At 55.5% G+C, this 16,094-nt stretch carries 13 protein-coding genes; 4 read left to right on the plus strand and 9 right to left on the minus strand.

The features are described 5' to 3' along the window. Nucleotide 1: 1 nt before the first annotated feature. The 7 genes from tssH to tssB all read right to left on the minus strand — a co-directional run bounded on the left by tssH (nt 2) and on the right by tssB (nt 9,132). Nucleotides 2-2,650, minus strand: a complete 2,649-nt coding sequence (gene tssH, locus FNY10_RS14475; protein WP_160702944.1) for a type VI secretion system ATPase TssH — start codon at nt 2,648-2,650, stop codon at nt 2-4. A gap of 169 nt (nt 2,651-2,819) precedes the next feature. Continuing rightward, nucleotides 2,820-3,311, minus strand: a complete 492-nt coding sequence (hcp, locus tag FNY10_RS14480) for a type VI secretion system effector Hcp (RefSeq protein ID WP_131048833.1) — start codon at nt 3,309-3,311, stop codon at nt 2,820-2,822. Nucleotides 3,312-3,315: 4 nt separating this feature from the next. Beyond that, nucleotides 3,316-5,040: an OmpA family protein gene (locus FNY10_RS14485; protein WP_202395316.1), complete on the minus strand. Its 1,725-nt coding sequence runs from the start codon at nt 5,038-5,040 to the stop codon at nt 3,316-3,318. Between the two features lie 3 nt (nt 5,041-5,043). Next, entirely contained in the window at nt 5,044-5,697 is a 654-nt protein-coding gene (gene tssL, locus FNY10_RS14490) for a type VI secretion system protein TssL, short form (RefSeq protein ID WP_160702946.1), read from the minus strand. Further along, a complete protein-coding gene (gene tssK / locus FNY10_RS14495; RefSeq protein ID WP_160702948.1) occupies nt 5,694-7,031 on the minus strand; it encodes a type VI secretion system baseplate subunit TssK in 1,338 nt (445 codons plus the stop codon). The genes tssL and tssK overlap by 4 nt, the downstream gene beginning before the upstream one ends. Nucleotides 7,032-7,049: 18 nt before the next feature. Next, nucleotides 7,050-8,600, minus strand: coding sequence for a type VI secretion system contractile sheath large subunit (gene tssC, locus FNY10_RS14500; RefSeq protein ID WP_160702950.1), 1,551 nt, complete (start codon nt 8,598-8,600; stop codon nt 7,050-7,052). 34 nt (nt 8,601-8,634) lie between these two features. Next, complete coding sequence (tssB, locus tag FNY10_RS14505; RefSeq protein WP_160702952.1) at nt 8,635-9,132, minus strand: type VI secretion system contractile sheath small subunit; 498 nt, start codon at nt 9,130-9,132, stop codon at nt 8,635-8,637. A gap of 632 nt (nt 9,133-9,764) precedes the next feature. Here tssB and FNY10_RS14510 point away from each other — a divergent pair. Further along, nucleotides 9,765-10,247 (plus strand): WbuC family cupin fold metalloprotein, encoded by a 483-nt coding sequence (locus FNY10_RS14510; RefSeq protein ID WP_100682848.1) that lies wholly within the window; start codon nt 9,765-9,767, stop codon nt 10,245-10,247. Nucleotides 10,248-10,616: 369 nt separating this feature from the next. Continuing rightward, on the plus strand, nt 10,617-10,688 hold the full coding sequence (gene ypdK / locus FNY10_RS14515; RefSeq protein ID WP_099130696.1) for a membrane protein YpdK: 72 nt from the start codon (nt 10,617-10,619) through the stop codon (nt 10,686-10,688). Nucleotides 10,689-10,759: 71 nt separating this feature from the next. Here the strand turns inward: ypdK and alaC are convergent, their stop codons facing one another. Further along, a complete protein-coding gene (gene alaC, locus FNY10_RS14520) occupies nt 10,760-11,998 on the minus strand; it encodes an alanine transaminase (protein ID WP_141964032.1) in 1,239 nt (412 codons plus the stop codon). Nucleotides 11,999-12,396: 398 nt separating this feature from the next. Here alaC and FNY10_RS14525 point away from each other — a divergent pair, with 398 nt between their 5' ends. Together FNY10_RS14525 and FNY10_RS14530 are read left to right on the plus strand one after the other, a co-directional pair. Next, nucleotides 12,397-14,076, plus strand: coding sequence for a sensor histidine kinase (locus tag FNY10_RS14525; protein WP_160703313.1), 1,680 nt, complete (start codon nt 12,397-12,399; stop codon nt 14,074-14,076). An 11-nt stretch (nt 14,077-14,087) separates the two neighbouring features. Further along, nucleotides 14,088-14,831, plus strand: coding sequence for a LytR/AlgR family response regulator transcription factor (locus tag FNY10_RS14530; RefSeq protein WP_100686538.1), 744 nt, complete (start codon nt 14,088-14,090; stop codon nt 14,829-14,831). A gap of 64 nt (nt 14,832-14,895) precedes the next feature. On the opposite strand, the gene glk is transcribed toward FNY10_RS14530, so the two are convergent. Next, nucleotides 14,896-15,861 carry a glucokinase gene (gene glk, locus FNY10_RS14535; RefSeq protein ID WP_100686537.1) on the minus strand — a complete coding sequence of 322 codons (966 nt, stop codon included), beginning with the start codon at nt 15,859-15,861 and terminating at the stop codon, nt 14,896-14,898. Nucleotides 15,862-16,094 lie beyond the last annotated feature (233 nt).

The raw sequence follows: 16,094 nt of genomic DNA on the forward strand, positions 1-16,094 counted from the left end.
TTCAGCCTCCGTGTGCCTCATTAAACACCAGCCCAATCCCCTCTTCCTCACTCCACCCCAGCGTCAAAGATTGCGGCTTTTGCTTCGCCGCCATATGGGCCAGCAACTGCTGGCTCAGCACCGGCAGAATTTGCTGGTTGAGCAGACTGTCGACGTTACGCGCACCGGTGTCTGGCAGCAGGCAGGCGGCGGTCAGCGCATCGAACAGGCTCTCGTCGATATGCGTGGTCAGACCGTAATGACGGTGCAGACGCTTGCTGACCTGACCGAGTTTCATTTCGACGATAGTGCGCATCGCTGCTTCCGCCAGCGGGCGATAGATCACCGTCTGGAAACGCGCCAGCAGTGCAGGCTGGAAGTGGTCCCTCAGAATGGGTCGCATTAATTCGTGCAAATCGCCTTCGGTGGCGTCCGGCTGTTCATCAAGCAGCTGCATCAGAGGGGCGCTGCCGAGATTCGAGGTCATCAGAATCACGGTATTGCGGAAGTCGATTTCACGGCCTTCACCGTCGCGCATAAAGCCGCGATCGAAGACCTGATAGAACAAATTCATCACATCGCGGTGCGCTTTCTCTACTTCATCCAGCAGCACCACGCTGTACGGACGCTTGCGCACGGCTTCGGTGAGAATGCCGCCCTGACCATAACCGACATAGCCCGGCGGTGAGCCTTTCAGCTGCGACACCGTGTGCGGTTCCTGGTATTCCGACAGATTGATGGTAATCAGCGATTTTTTGCCGCCGTACATCACGTCTGCCAGCGCCAGCGCGGTTTCGGTTTTCCCGACACCACTCGGCCCGACCAGCAGGAACACACCCTGTGGGCCATTCTCGGACGTGAGGCCGGTTTTCGCTGCACGCAGGCGTTGCGCGATGGCTTCCAGCGCCACATCCTGCCCGACCACGCGCTTGCTGATTTCATTTTCCAGGGTCCGCAGCCCGGTCTGTTCATCTTTCAGCAGCGACGACAGCGGCACGCCGGTCCAGTCGGCAATCACGGTAGCCACAGTACGCACGTCGACATCAACAGAGAGCAGCGGGTTGCTTTGCTGCAAACCATTCAGTTCCTGTTGTAACGCATGAGTCTCACTCTGACGGGAGATATCCTGGCGGATTTCCAGCAGCCGTCCGGTAAGTTTCAGCGCCTGGCCGTACTGAGTTTCCAGTTCGTCAAGCTCAACGATAAGGGCGTTTTCTTCCTGCCCGATGGCGCTCAGGCGCTCACCGCGGCTCTGATTGCCGACGGCAATGTCTTCCAGCAGCGCCTGCTTCTCCATTTCAAGTGCGGTAATCTGCGAACGGATGCGAGTCAGCGGTTCCGGTACGGTGTCGAGACTCATGCGCACGCGGGCGCTGGCGGTATCCAGCAAATCGACGGCTTTATCCGGCAACTGGCGGCCCGTCAGATAACGGCGGGAGAGTGTGACGGCAGCACGCACTGCATCATCGGTAATGTGCACGTTGTGGTGCTCAGCATAGCGGGACTTCAGGCCGCGCAGCATCAGGCAGGCGGCGTCATCGTCCGGCTCGTCCACTTTGACCATCTGAAAGCGGCGCTCCAGCGCGGCGTCACGCTCGAAGTATTGTTTGTACTCAGACCAGGTGGTGGCGGCAATGGTACGCAGTTCGCCACGTGCCAGCGCGGGCTTCAGCAGGTTGGCGGCATCTGCGCCGCCCGCCTGGTTGCCCGCGCCAATAATAGTGTGTGCTTCATCGATAAACAGCAAAACTGGTACCGGTGACTGCTGCACGGCGTCAATCACGTTTTTCAGACGCTGCTCGAATTCGCCCTTCACGCCTGCGCCCGCTTGCAACAAGCCGAGGTCGAGAGTGCGCAGCACCACAGGCTTGAGGGATTCCGGGACGTTGCCTTCAGCGATGCGCAATGCAAGGCCTTCCACCAGCGCGGTTTTGCCCACGCCCGGCTCACCGACCAGAATCGGGTTGTTCTTACGGCGACGGGAGAGAATATCCACCATCTGGCGGATTTCGGTATCGCGGCCAAACACCGGGTCGATTTTGCCTTGCTTCGCTCTGGCGGTGACGTCGAGAGTGAATTTATCCAGCGCATTCTGTCGTGCCGGGCTCAGTTCGCCCTCTTTTACCTGCGCGCCGACAGGACGCCCGACAAACGCCACATCGCCGCCATGACTCTGCGCCAGTTCAGCTTCCTGCTGCACTTCCGGACGTTCGTCAGACTGTGCATCAAGCAATGGACGCAGGCGAGCCAGCTGACTCTGACTCAGCGTCAGCAGTGGCCACAGTCCGTCACAGCGGGCCAGTCCAGGCTTACCGACCAGCGCCATCAGCAGATGTACACTACGGATTTGCTCTTCACCATTCAGGGAGGCAATCAGCCAGGCTTCCTGCATCAGCGTCTGAATGCTGTCTGAAAGCTGCGGGCGACTGCGAACAGAGCGGGGAAGTGTATCAAGCCAGCCGAGCAACTCCTGCCACAGCGCATCCATATCCCACTCGTAGCGGCGCGCCAGTACCGTCAGGTCTCCCTCCCCCTGCTCAAGCAGTTTCAGTAGCCAGTGTTCTGGCAGAATTTCCGCATGCGCGCGGGTCTGGCAGAGCGAGGCCGCCCCTTCCATGGCGCGGGCACAGTAAGGGTTCAGACGTCGCAGCAGGATGGCTGGATTTTCCATGAGTCTCTCTCTTTGTCGGTTCCTGGACACGCTACCGCCCCTCGCTGTTTCCCGTGAAGGGGACCAAAGCGCATACGGTCGGCTGGCAGATTGTGAGTTCTTTGCTGAAAGCCCGTGCCAGCAGACGTTCGGCAAAAATTGCGGACAGGGATCCCTGCCCGCATCAGGTTTATGCAGTGGCGCGTTCATTCCAGGAATCGGAATGAATGATGTTGCCGTCTTTGTAGGTCCAGGTGATTTTTTCGTAGCGCAACTCGATCTGCTCGAGGTGGTTGTGCTTCTCGTAAGCAGGATCCTTGATGTCGTGCATCAGTGGGTTCACTTTCACCACTTTCACGTTTTCGAGTCTGGTGTTGAAGTACTCCACTTCCTGGCCCGCGTCGTTGATTTTGTACCACTTGAATTCCGCAGACTTGAGGGTCTGACCGGTGGTCACCGCCTTGTACAGATACGGGCTGGACGAATCGATTTCCTTGGTGAACAGGAACGGCGTATGGATACGGGTACCGGTCAGCTTGCCGGTGTTGTTATCGGTCGGGATGTACAGGTTATGCTTCTGCGCCACCACTTCGATGCTGCCTTCACGGTCCTGAACGTCGACAGACCCTTTGATGTCCGCGCCGCCGTCATCTTTCAGCCAAAGATAAACAGGAATTGCCATAGAATTACTCTCCATTGTGTAGTGATGCGCCATCATCCTGCGATGACGCCTGGGTTTTGCCCGGTATCTGGCAGGCACTGGCCTGCGGTACCAGACTGATTTCGACACGGCGGTTGAGCGCGCGCCCCTCCGGGGTGTCGTTGGTTGCAGCAGGACGGCTTGCGCCATAACCCTGGACCGCAAAACAGCTTTCCGGCACGTCGCCGGTGTCCCGCATCCAGTCGCGCACCGCCTCGGCACGTTTCTGAGAAAGCGTCTGGTTCAGTTGCGGGGTGCCTGTGTTATCCGTATGGCCGGCGACCACAATCAGCCAGCCCGGCTTTGCCTTGACGCCCACCAGTGAGTTGACCAGCATTCTGGTAGAGCCGGTTTTCAGCACGGACTGCCCGGAGTCGAACAGTGACATGCTGTCGAGACGGAGTGTCTTCGGCCCCTGTACGATTTTTTTGATAACCGGCGTTGGCGGCAATGGCGGAGCCCAGTCATTCACGGCCGCTTCAACAGCAGGCACCAGACGCATCCCCTGATACAGCCCGAGGCGATAGCGCACAGGCTCACCCCGACGCTGCCAGCCATCCAGCAGTGCGCCGTCGGCGCGCAGCCGCTGCTGAGCACGGAGTTTCGGCTCAACCGGTGTCCCGGTAAGATGGTGGTACAAGGCAAGATGGTCGCCGACATTGCGGATCAAACGCTGGTTGTTCATCCATGACGCCAGCATGGCGAGTGCCAGGAAAATCCCCCCCAGCAGCCCGACATAACGCCAGAACACCATCCGACCGCTGACGCCGCGACGGCGTGGCAACGCTGGCAGAAGGAGCTCAGGCAGCGGCAAAGGCTCCCCGTTATCAGTCGCATCGGGCGGCAGCGCAGTGACAGTGGCGATGTGCTGCTGCCAGAGGTTACCGGCAACCCCCTTCACAGGTACCATGCACAACCCCTGCACGCAGGTTTTCAGGGCAGGTAATTCCCCCTGACGTACTGACAGCAGGCTGTTGACAGCGTTGTTCAGCCAGGTGAGTCCACTGTCAAGCCACAACCCCTGGCTCAGGCGGGAAAGTCGCTCGCCCGCCGCCGTTTCCCGGATCCAGTCCATGAGTGACAGATTGCCCTGACCGGGCTGATACACCTGGATCCCTGCCCGCTGACTGACCGTGGTAAACCAGACCGGCTCCGCATCAGCACAGGCGGCTGGCGGTGACACCCAGGTCACAATCCACAGCGGCGGAAGTCGGCCAGAAGCGGTACGACTCTGCACCACCGCACACTGCCAGACGCGCAGGCTCTGGGTAAAGTCGACGTCGGAGGTATGTCGTTCAGGCAATACCGCCAGCAACACCGAGATTTGTGACACCAGCGCCGGGCGGATCTGACTAAGATGTTGGGCGAGCAAGGGCAGATGTTCTGCGTCTTTTATCCGCAAATACCAGCCCTGACGGGTTTCACGATGCTGTGCAGACTCAGCGAACAGCGCGCTGTTATCACCACACACCAGAATGACCGCCCCCTGAAAATCTTCCGGAGGCAGACTCTCGTCCACAATCTCTCTGAGCGCCTGAGCCCACAGCTGTAATGCCCGGTGCTGACGCCAGAGCATCGCCCCGCACACCAGAACAACCAGCAGGACGAGCGCCACGCGGCTCCCGACCGACAGCGGCCAGAAACCCAGGATGAGCCACAGCGCCAGTACGCCCGTCAGGACAATTAACAGACTCCGGTAAACATCACGCATCCTTTACCCCGGTCTGACCGTCTGGCTCACCAGTTCGGTGAGGGAGGAAGAGAGAAAGAACCACAGCGCAGCCAGTACTGCCGCCCCGAGGATCCAGGAAATCCAGTACAGACGACGGCCGCTGCGCAAGCGAGACGCTCTGATAACGAGCGGCGCATCCTGGGCAAGCGTAAAAGCGGGCACCCGTTCACCCAGCGCACGTACCACGTCTTCACGGCGCTCGTCATCCTGCGCCCGGTACTGGCCGACAAATCCCAGCTGCAGGGTCCGGTACATGCAGGTCAGTATGGCCGTGTCCGGTGCGGACTCTTTCAGCAGGTTGCGGATACGCTCCCACAGTTCCTCCCCGGCGTTCAGGGTACCGAAGAAATGCGCCTGCAGCGGGTCGCGGCGCCAGGTCAGATAGCCATCGTCGGTGGTACCCCGGTTCAGGACACTCTCATCCAGCAGAGCACACAGGGCGTAAACCATGTGATCCCGGCTGATTTCGCTGTAACCTGCATCCGAGAGCAACGTACGCGCTTCCTGAACCAGACGGCAGGCCCGGCGATAGAGCACTTCTCCGTCCCGGACTACCTGTCCGCCGCGCAGCTGGCTGGCCATCAACCAGCCCGGATAAAAAATCTGTTCGATTTGACTGTGAGCGGATTTATTCATGAGCGCAGCACCGCAAAGAGTTCAAGTTTCACATCCCCCAGTGAGCGCGGGGTGTAGAAGGTGCAGCTTCCCATTTCCAGCATGCTACGGGCCGCTTCCGAGCTCAGATCCAGGGAGAAGTACTGGTTCTCAAGACGTAAAGGGATCGCCGCCGGCACATGCGTCAGCGGTTTGATCACCATTCCGCTCAGGGCCACGTTCACCACATCCGAGACATCTTCAAAGCTACCCGCCTTACACAACAGCGGGAATTTCGTTTGCAGCTCGTGATTCGGCATGGAAGAGCGCACGGAGAGGTAGAAATCGGCCCCTTCGCGCAGGCGCGCATCGTGAAGGGCGCCTTTCCAGATCTGTTCCTGCCGCTCAAGCTGAATGCTGACCACGCGTGATGGCAGGCTGGCTTCCAGCAGCTTATCAAGCAGCGTCAGCAACGGCGGAAATACATGTTCAGGCACATCATGCTGATAAGCAGGAATCTCCCCGGCATCGTGCTCCAGTGAAAACGTCAGCAGGCTGCCCGCCAGGCGAGCCAGTTCACGGTAGAGCAACTCAGGGTGACGCCCCGGGGTCTGCAGCAGTTCGGCCAGCACAGGCTCCGCGCTGTTGAGGGCATTGAGCAACCAGAACAGGGAGACATCCGCCACAGCAAAATCCGCCATACGCTCGTTGCTTTCACGGCGCATCGCCATCAGACGCTTACGTCGTGCCTGCAGGCGCACCAGCAGGTCACCCAGTTCAGTCACAAGCAAAGGGCTTGCCGCAACCGAGAGCATCGGAGGGATAAAGGACGTATCACGATTCCACAGCCCCTGCGCATTACGTGCCAGGCGGGCCACAGGACAGGTCAGGTAAGCGGTATTTTCCTGCGTGGACAAACGAAGGGTGATGGCATTACGCAGAATGGCCAGCTCACCGCTTTCATACCCGGCCAGCTCCTGAACCACCACGCGCTCGGCTTTCCAGCGCTTAGGACGCTCGCTGTCCTGACCGTTATCCAGATTGCCGCCACTGGCACTCAGCAGCGGCAGTGCCACAACCACGTCGACGGACTCTCTGCCAGCGGCAGAGGATAAATCACAGACCGGCGGAAGATTATCTGCCAGGCTCGTATCAACCAGAGTACCATCCTGAAAGCGCACCACCAGACGGGTGGCATTCAGGCGCGACAACGCCAGAGCGGCGTCATCAAATTCGGCACTCACCACGCCCCAGAGATGGGAAATCCCCATCCCCGCGACCGTATCGGCAATGTGTGCATTCCAGCGGGCCTGCTGCTGGAATTGTTGCGGGGCCAGAACCGCCCCGTCCTCCCAAAGTGGGCGAAAAATTTTCATCCCTGATTTCCCCTGACCTTACGCTTTAGCCTTCGGCATACGGGAGACCAGCGACAGGTTGACGTCCATCCCTTCCACCTGGAAGTGCGGGATCGCGTACAGCTTCACGCGGAAGAAGCCCGGGTTATCCTCGATGTCTTCCACCACCACTTTCGCATCGCGCAGCGGGTGTGATGCCTGCAGCTCATCGCCCGGATCGGTCATTTCGGTGACCAGGCCACGCACCCAGGTGTTCAGCTCCAGCTCCAGCAGACGGCGGTCTTTGGTGGTACCGATATTTTCGCGCTGAATCAGCTTCAGGTAGTGGGCGATGCGCGACAGCAGGAAAATGTACGGCAAACGCGAGTTAATGCGGCTGTTGGCCGTGGCATCGGCTGTGTCATACAGGGCGGGTTTCTGGGCGGAGTTCGCAGAGAAGAAGCACGCGTAGTCGCGGTTTTTGTAGTATGACAGCGGAATGAAGCCGAGGCTGGAGAACTCAAACTCGCGGGTTTCCGGGATCATCACTTCGGACGGAATTTTCACCTGATTGCCGGTACCGAGGTCATACAGATGGATCGGCAGGTCTTTCACTGCGCCACCGGCCTGCGGGCCGCGAATTTGCACGCACCAGCCATTATTGATGAAGCTTTTCACCATATTGGCCGCAAAGGCGAAAGACGCATGAGTCCACAGGTATTTATTGTGATCCGGGCCTTTCACTTCTTCGACATAGTTGAAACTACGTACCGGTACGGTGTCCGGACCATACGGCAGGCGACCGAGCACGCGCGGCATCACCAGGCCGATATAACGTGAATCGTCCGTCTCGCGGAAGGATTTCCACTTGATGTACTCGGCGCGGTCGAAGTAGTTGCTGATATCTTTGATGGCCGCCACCTCTTCCATCGACTCTTTGAGGAAGAATTTCGGCCCCGCAGAGCCAATAAAAGGCATGTGCGCGGCGGCGGAGACTTTTGCAATATTACGCATCAGCGCCACGTCCTGCGCGGTGGCATCGAACTCATAAGCTGAAATCACCGCCGCAATCGGCTCACCGCCCGGGGTGTCGTATTCAGCGATGTAGGTCTGTTTGTACAGGCCGCTCTGGACAATTTCCGGAGAATCTTCGAAATCCTGCCGCAATTCTTCTTTGGACAGATCGAGGATTTCCAGCTTCACGTTCTGGCGAAAGTCAGTCTTGCTCACCAGGGACTGAAGGCCACGCCACACGGACTCCACTTTCTGGAACGCGTCATGGTGCATGACTTCATCAAGCTGACGGCTGATCTGGAAATCCAGTTCAGCGATATGGTGGTCCAGTAATGTCTTATCGAGCTTCTCGACCTTCTGACCAGACTTGTGCAGACACTGCATGAAAACCTGAACAGCGGCGGTAACACGTTCATCGGCGGAGGTTTCCGCCATTACGGTATTATCTTCAAATCCATTCAGGTCACCCGTTTCGGCGACCGGAGTTAAATTAATTTTGTCGAACAGTGAAGCATATACACCGTTCTGCGGCAGCATTTTTTCAACTGTCGCTGCCCTTCCCTCATTCTGGATTTCGTTATTTACTGACATCAGCATTTTTCTCGTTAATATTCCGTTAAAGTTCCAGACATTAATCCTGGGCCGGGGCAAGCGCATTCAATTCACTGCGCAGCTCATCGGAAAGAGCAGGGTCTTTTAAAATGATTTCCAGTTCTTTCCTGAAAGTAATGTTGTCCAGCAGATTGGATTTCAAATCACGTAACAAATTACGCATAGCAAGCATCACACGCAGCTGTGGAATTTGCCGCGCGACCGCCTCAGGTTCAAAATCCTTCATATCCTGAAAGGCCAGTTTCACATTCTCTTCGGACCCATCGTTGGCGAGGGTATTTTTAACAGTGAGACAAACTTCGGGATGGAGATCCGCGAGGACGCTGTTGAAATTACTCATAGTGATATTGATTTTTTCGCGCTCTGAAAGCGTCCCTTGCGCCTTGCCATTGCTGAAGTCACCAACGCTCAGGAGCTTCAACGGCAGCTCAATTTTCTTCTTATCGCCACCCGTCACCAGATCCAGTTTTATATTTACACGTGCACGAGGTATCTCATTCTGAAATGATTCAGACATATATATTTATCTCCTGAATAAATTAGTCCCTTTTCCGGACAGAGTATTGCCATATAAAAGACAGGTTTTTATTTTAACCAGTAATTTGCGTTAAGGTAAAGCAGGCAAAAAAAGAGTGATACATTCAGGGCCATCGTAAAATATTTAACAATGGTGTAAACACCGCGCCATTACTGTATTTTCAGATTAAATCGCTCAACTATTCGAAAAATTCAAAACAACAATCTCATCAAAATAAGAATATCCTTCATATATTGAGAGAAAAAATCTTACTTTTAAAAAACTGAGTTATATAAAACCGGCTATATCTTTGTCATAATACAATTCATAAAATGAATAAGTTGTATTATGACACCGCTGACATACAATAATAATCATTCGAGTTTATGGAAGGCGTCATATATATCAAGGAGCCTGCTACGGTCTACCATGCTCCAGGAGGTCACCGAAAGGTCAATGCCGTCAGCGTGTTGAACTGACCACGCGATATAGCGCCTGATGAAACCGAAAAACAGTGCGCGCCGGCCAGGGGAATGGATACAATGCGGCGACCGGGTTTCTGCCACACAGTGCAGAGCTCATCTACGGTAGCGAAACCATTCGCAATCTCAGACCTCACGTCAGGCGGCTAAATGAAATACATCACTTTCAGTGACATGCAACAGCAGAGCGAAGCGGCAGCGCGTTCACCTCGTTTACGCGCTCATCGTAATTTTCACCCGGAATTAACCGATCCCGTACAACGTCTGGCGATCGCGATGGAACCGGGAACCTATATTCGCCCTCACCGTCATCCGCACACCTTTGAACTGCTGCTGGCTCTCAGCGGCCGTTTTGTGGTGCTGACTTTTGATGACCTCGGTTTCGTCACTCGCCGCATCGTATTAGGTGAAGAGTGTACGGCGTTAGAGATGGATGCCGGGACCTGGCATGCGGTTCTGTCGCTGGATGCCGGCGGCGTCATTTTTGAGGTCAAACACGGCGGTTATCAGCCTGTTGCTGCCGGAGATTATGTGTCGTGGGCGCCAGCGGAGGGTGAAGAAGGAACGCTGGAACTGATGGAATGGTATCGTCACGCCGAAGTGGGCGATGGTGGACACATTCGCTCACTCTGACCTGATCGGGGTGGTTAAAAACGAGCCCGCCGCAAGGAAGCGGCCGGTAACAGCATACATGCCAAAATCAAGCCGCTATCGCCGAAAGGCCGCTACGGCGAAAACCGTCGCCAGAATGGAATTTATTACCGAATGAAATTAATGTGTCGCCGAATCACGACACTCGTAAGTAGCTAAAAATTAATAAAAAAATGCCTCTTGTTTCCCTCATTTTTTAGGCGTACATTAGCGCCATCTGGAGCAGTTATCGCACAGAATTTCGACCTGCCGCGGCCGTTATAATCATCAGCTTTTACTGCGACAGATCAGAATCAACAATGAAGATTAAATTCATTTAGGCGTTTCGCCGAGAACGCGGAGTGATGAGTCGTGAAATACTTTATTATGGGCGTATCTTTTATGGTCATCGTTTGGGCCGGTACTTTTGCCCTGATGATTTAAGCACCGCCAGAGTCAAAAAAACGGGAGCCAGCGGCTCCCGTTTTTTGTTGGTGCTGTTCCTGGCTTCGCCGTTATTCGAGGCTTTCCCCGGCTGACTTACCCAATGCAGGCAACAGCCCGTCGGCGCGAAACATCGATTTGATCCCGCGAATGGCCTGGCGGATACGATCGCGGTTTTCGATAAGCGCAAAGCGCACGTGGGTATCACCGTAATCGCCGAAGCCGATACCCGGCGAAACGCATACTTTCGCATCCTGCAGCAGCTTTTTCGCAAACTCCAGCGAGCCCAGCGCCGCATACTGATCGGGGATCTTCGCCCAAACGTACATCGATGCCTTCGGACACTCGACCATCCAGCCCGCTTCATGCAGCCCTTTAACCAGCACATCGCGACGGCGCTTGTACTGTTCGGCGATATCACGAACGCACTGCTGGTCGCCTTCCAGCGCCGCAATTGCCGCGACCTGCAAGGGGGTGAAGGTGCCATAATCGTGATAGCTTTTAATACGCGCCAATGCATTGACCAGCGTTTTATTACCGACCATAAAACCGATACGCCAGCCGGCCATGTTGTAGCTTTTGGAGAGGGTAAAGAACTCCACGGCCACATCACGCGCGCCGGGAACTTCCATAATTGAAGGGGCCTTCCAGCCATCATAAACGATGTCGGCATAGGCCAGATCGTGTACCACCAGCACATCGTAACGCTTCGCCAGCGCGACCACTTTTTCAAAAAATTCCAGTTCGACGCACTGTGCGGTCGGGTTGGACGGGAAACCGAGGATCATCATTTTCGGTTTCGGGTAGCTTTCGCGAATCGCCCGCTCCAGCTCGTTGAAGAAATCAACGCCTTCCACCAGCGGCACGGAACGCACCTGCGCACCGGCAATCACCGCGCCGTAGATGTGGATCGGGTAGCTGGGGTTAGGCACCAGCACCGTGTCGCCATGATCCAGCGTCGCCAGCATCAGATGCGCCAGCCCCTCTTTTGAACCAATGGTGACAATCGCTTCCGATTCCGGATCGATCTCAACGTTGTAGCGATCCTGATACCAGCGCGAAATGGCGCGGCGCAGGCGAGGAATACCGCGGGAGGTGGAGTAACCGTGCGTATCAGGACGCTGGGCAACGGTGCAAAGTTTTTCAACGATATGCGGCGGCGTCGCGCCGTCCGGGTTGCCCATGCTGAAATCGATAATATCTTCACCGCGCCGACGCGCAGCCATTTTCAGCTCAGCTGTAATATTAAAAACGTAAGGGGGCAGACGATCGATACGTGTAAAACGGCGTTCAGGACTGGATGCAGTCATAGATTCCTCAGAGTAACGTTAGCGCCCGGACCGTCCGAGCGACGCTGTCGCGTTTGCGACGAGCTTAGAAAATAACCCGAAAAAAATGATGCTGTCGAGAGGGTGAGAAAAAAATAATCGCCGGCGAAAAATGCGGGCATCAGGCTAATGACATCCGACGGCGGACATCCTCGATTTAGCCGCCACGAAAATTAGGTGCAACATATTAATATCTATTAATTTACCTGTTTTTATCATTTATCTCCCGCTCATCATGTCGGCGCTGGCCCGGCTATCAATCCCCTTTTTTTCGTGTGACTTTTCCCTGTTCGACGCTTCGCTGGCCTTCTGTCGCCAGGTTTTTTATGATGTTGCTTTCCCGCGATAGACACGGCGCACCCATGCACGAAATATTTACAATGCTGCTGGCGGTTTTCGACCGCGCGGCACTCATGCTGATTTGCCTTTTTTTCCTAATCCGTCTGCGCCTGTTTCGCGAGCTACTGCATAAATCTGCGCATACACCGAAAGAGCTGCTGGCGGTTATCGCCATTTTTTCCCTGTTTGCCCTGTTCAGCACCTGGTCTGGCGTGCCGGTAGAGGGTTCTCTGGTCAACGTGCGGATTATCGCAGTGATGTCCGGGGGGATTTTGTTTGGCCCCTGGGTCGGAGCTATCGTTGGGGCCATTGCCGGTGTACATCGTTACCTTATTGATATTGATGGTGTAACTGCTATCCCCTGCTTTATCACCAGCATTGTTGCCGGGTTGCTGTCAGGGCTGATTAATCGCAAAGTGCCGAAGGCTCAGCGCTGGAAGATCGGGATTCTCGCCGGGATGCTCTGCGAAACGTTAACCATGATCCTCGTGGTCTTTTGGGCGCCGTCGTTTTCGCTGGGCCTCGATATCGTCTCCAAAATCGGGATCCCGATGATCCTTGGCAGCGTCTGTATCGGTTTTATCGTGCTGCTGGTCCAGAGCGTCGAGGGTGAAAAGGAGGCCAGCGCCGCGCGCCAGGCAAAACTGGCGCTGGATATCGCCAACAAAACGCTGCCGCTCTTCCGTCATGTCAACAGCGAATCCCTGCGCCAGGTGTGCGACATCATTCGCCGCGATATCAACGCCGACGCGGTGGCCATCACCACCACCGATCGGGTTCTGGCCTACGTCGGATTTGGCGAAAGCAACTATCACGATAGTGATAATGACATCAGTCCCACCACGCGCCAGGCGATCGAAAGCGGAAAAATCATTATTAAAAACAATGATGAAGCTTACAGAACGCCGGAGATTCACTCCATGCTGGTCATTCCGCTACGGGAGAAAGGCGTGGTGACCGGCACGCTGAAAATTTATTACTGCCACGCCCACCGCATCACCTCGTCCCTGCAGGAGATGGCCGTCGGTCTGTCGCAAATCATCTCCACTCAGCTGGAGGTCTCACGGGCGGAACAGCTGCGGGAAATGGCCAACAAAGCCGAACTGCGCGCCCTCCAGAGCAAAATCAACCCGCACTTTCTCTTTAACGCCCTCAATGCGATTTCATCCTCGATCCGCATGAATCCGGATACCGCCCGTCAGCTTATTTTTAATTTGTCGCGCTATTTACGCTATAACATTGAATTAAAAGACGACGAACAGATTGATATCAAAAGAGAGCTGTACCAAATCAAGGATTATATTGCCATCGAACAGGCGCGCTTCGGCGATAAGCTCACCGTTATCTACGACATCGACGATGAGGTCAGCTGCGTGATACCGAGCCTGCTGATTCAGCCGCTGGTGGAAAATGCCATTGTCCACGGGATCCAGCCGTGCAAAGGCAAAGGCGTCGTCACCCTCGGCATCAACGAGTGCGGTAATCGGGTGCGGATTAGCGTTCGCGATACCGGAAATGGTATCGATCCTGCCGTGGTCGCGCGGGTGGAGGCGGATGAAATGCCGGGGAATAAAATCGGTCTGCTCAACGTTCACCATCGGGTAAAATTACTGTATGGCGAAGGGCTGCACATCCGCCGCATGAATCCGGGAACCGAGATTGCGTTCTACGTGCCTAACAAGCTTGTCTCCCAGACCACTGCGGTGTCTCTGTTGCCATGAACGGAGAAAAAATGAAAGTCATCATAGTTGAAGACGAGTTCCCGGCGCAGCAGGAGCTCACGTGGTTAATTAACACCCACAGCCAGATGGAGATTGTCGGGACGTTCGACGACGGGCTGGACGTGCTGAAGTTCCTGCAGCACAACAAGGTTGATGCCATTTTTCTCGACATCAACATCCCTTCGCTGGACGGCGTCCTGCTGGCGCAGAATATCAGCCAGTTCGCGCATAAACCGTTTATTGTGTTTATCACCGCCTGGAAAGAGCACGCGGTGGAGGCCTTTGAACTGGAAGCGTTCGACTACATTCTGAAGCCGTACCAGGAATCACGCATCATTAACATGCTGCAAAAGCTGACCAGCGCCTGGCAGCTACAGCAGCAGACAGGCAGCCAGACCGGGACGACGACCAATCCGCAGCGGGAAAATGACACGATCAATCTCATAAAAGATGAGCGAATTATCGTGACCAGTATTCACGATATTTACTATGCGGAAGCCCACGAAAAAATGACCTTTGTCTATACCCGGCGGGAATCATTCGTGATGCCAATGAACATTACGGAGTTTTGCGGCAAGCTGCCGCCAGCGCACTTCTTCCGCTGCCACCGCTCATACTGCGTGAACCTGAATAAAATTCGCGAAATTGAGCCCTGGTTCAACAATACCTATATTCTGCGCTTACGCGATCTGGAGTTTCAGGTGCCGGTCAGCCGCAGCAAGGTCAAAGAATTTCGCCAGCTTATGCATCTGTAGCAGGGGTATGCAGAAGAGAGTCGCCCGCGCACGGCTGCGCCGGAACGGGCTGACGATGACAAGGTTAGAGAATCTGCCCAAGCGTCTGGCGCAGATGCGCCCCGGAACCCAGCAGGCCCGGATTATCGTGCACGATCAGGTAGACCGGAATATCCTGGACGAAGGCTTTAAAGCGCCCTTTGTCTTCAAACCCGCCGCGGAAACCGGAAGCTTTAAAGAACTCCAGGAAACGCGGGACGATGCCGCCAGCAATATACACGCCGCCGAAGGTGGCCAACGTCAGCGCCAGGTTGCCGCCAAAGCGCCCCATAATCACGCAGAACAACGACAGCGCGCGACGGCAATCGATGCAGCTGTCGGCGAGCGCGCGTTCGGTCACATCTTTCGGCTGGAGATTTTCCGGCAGGCGGCCATCTGATTTCACTATCGCCCGATACAGATAAACCAGCCCCGGACCGGATAGCACGCGCTCGGCAGAGACATGCCCCAGCTCTGCGCGCAGCTCTTCGAGGATAATCCCCTCTTCTTCGCTGTTCGGCGCGAAATCAACGTGTCCCCCTTCGCCCGGCAGACTCACCCAGCGTTTGTCGACATGCACCAGGTGCGCAACGCCCAGGCCGGTTCCTGCGCCGTAAACGGCGATAGGTTTTCCTTCCACCGGCGTTGTACCACCAAACTGAATCAGGTGCTCAGCCTTCAGCATCGGGATCGCCATCGATACTGCGGTAAAATCGTTGATGATCTCCAGATGGGAAAAACCGAGGTTCTTTTTCATCTCGGCGATGGAAAAGGCCCACGTGTGGTTGGTCATCGCCACCCAGTCACCGGTGATCGGACAGGCAATCGCGATGCAACCGTCTTCAACCTCAACGCCCTGCTCGTCAAGGTAGACGCGGACAACGGCTTCAAGACTGGGGTAATCGAGCCCGGAATAGGTTTTTGCCCGGGAAATCTCCCCGTTTGCAATATCGCATAATGCCAGGCGGGCATTGGTTCCGCCGACGTCTCCTACTAAAGCAAATTTTGTCATTCCGTTACGGCTCCACTAAAGTCAAAATGATTCTTTTGGCACACTGTAAATTCATGATGCCTTAACAACAACGACCAACATATAAGTGCCCACAATTTAGCGACCTATATCACATTTGAGTTGTAACCTGTGCAAAATGATGCTCAACGCACGGTAAGATCGTCAGGCATAACCGTCCGTTTCTCGTTTCAGCATCATTTGCATCGACGCCCCGCTGGGGTACAGACAAAATC

Origin of the sequence: Klebsiella sp. Lac1 (assembly GCF_009825425.1) — a bacterium.
In the GTDB taxonomy this organism is placed as follows: domain Bacteria; phylum Pseudomonadota; class Gammaproteobacteria; order Enterobacterales; family Enterobacteriaceae; genus Klebsiella; species Klebsiella electrica.

Coding starts and splice junctions, on each gene's coding strand:
- tssH (WP_160702944.1), bottom strand. CDS start 2,650: ATGGAAAATCCAGCCATCCTGCTGCGACGTCTGAACCCTTACTGTGCC.
- hcp (WP_131048833.1), bottom strand. CDS start 3,311: ATGGCAATTCCTGTTTATCTTTGGCTGAAAGATGACGGCGGCGCGGAC.
- FNY10_RS14485 (WP_202395316.1), bottom strand. CDS start 5,040: ATGCGTGATGTTTACCGGAGTCTGTTAATTGTCCTGACGGGCGTACTG.
- tssL (WP_160702946.1), bottom strand. CDS start 5,697: ATGAATAAATCCGCTCACAGTCAAATCGAACAGATTTTTTATCCGGGC.
- tssK (WP_160702948.1), bottom strand. CDS start 7,031: ATGAAAATTTTTCGCCCACTTTGGGAGGACGGGGCGGTTCTGGCCCCG.
- tssC (WP_160702950.1), bottom strand. CDS start 8,600: ATGCTGATGTCAGTAAATAACGAAATCCAGAATGAGGGAAGGGCAGCG.
- tssB (WP_160702952.1), bottom strand. CDS start 9,132: ATGTCTGAATCATTTCAGAATGAGATACCTCGTGCACGTGTAAATATA.
- FNY10_RS14510 (WP_100682848.1), top strand. CDS start 9,765: ATGAAATACATCACTTTCAGTGACATGCAACAGCAGAGCGAAGCGGCA.
- alaC (WP_141964032.1), bottom strand. CDS start 11,998: ATGACTGCATCCAGTCCTGAACGCCGTTTTACACGTATCGATCGTCTG.
- FNY10_RS14525 (WP_160703313.1), top strand. CDS start 12,397: ATGCTGCTGGCGGTTTTCGACCGCGCGGCACTCATGCTGATTTGCCTT.
- FNY10_RS14530 (WP_100686538.1), top strand. CDS start 14,088: ATGAAAGTCATCATAGTTGAAGACGAGTTCCCGGCGCAGCAGGAGCTC.
- glk (WP_100686537.1), bottom strand. CDS start 15,861: ATGACAAAATTTGCTTTAGTAGGAGACGTCGGCGGAACCAATGCCCGC.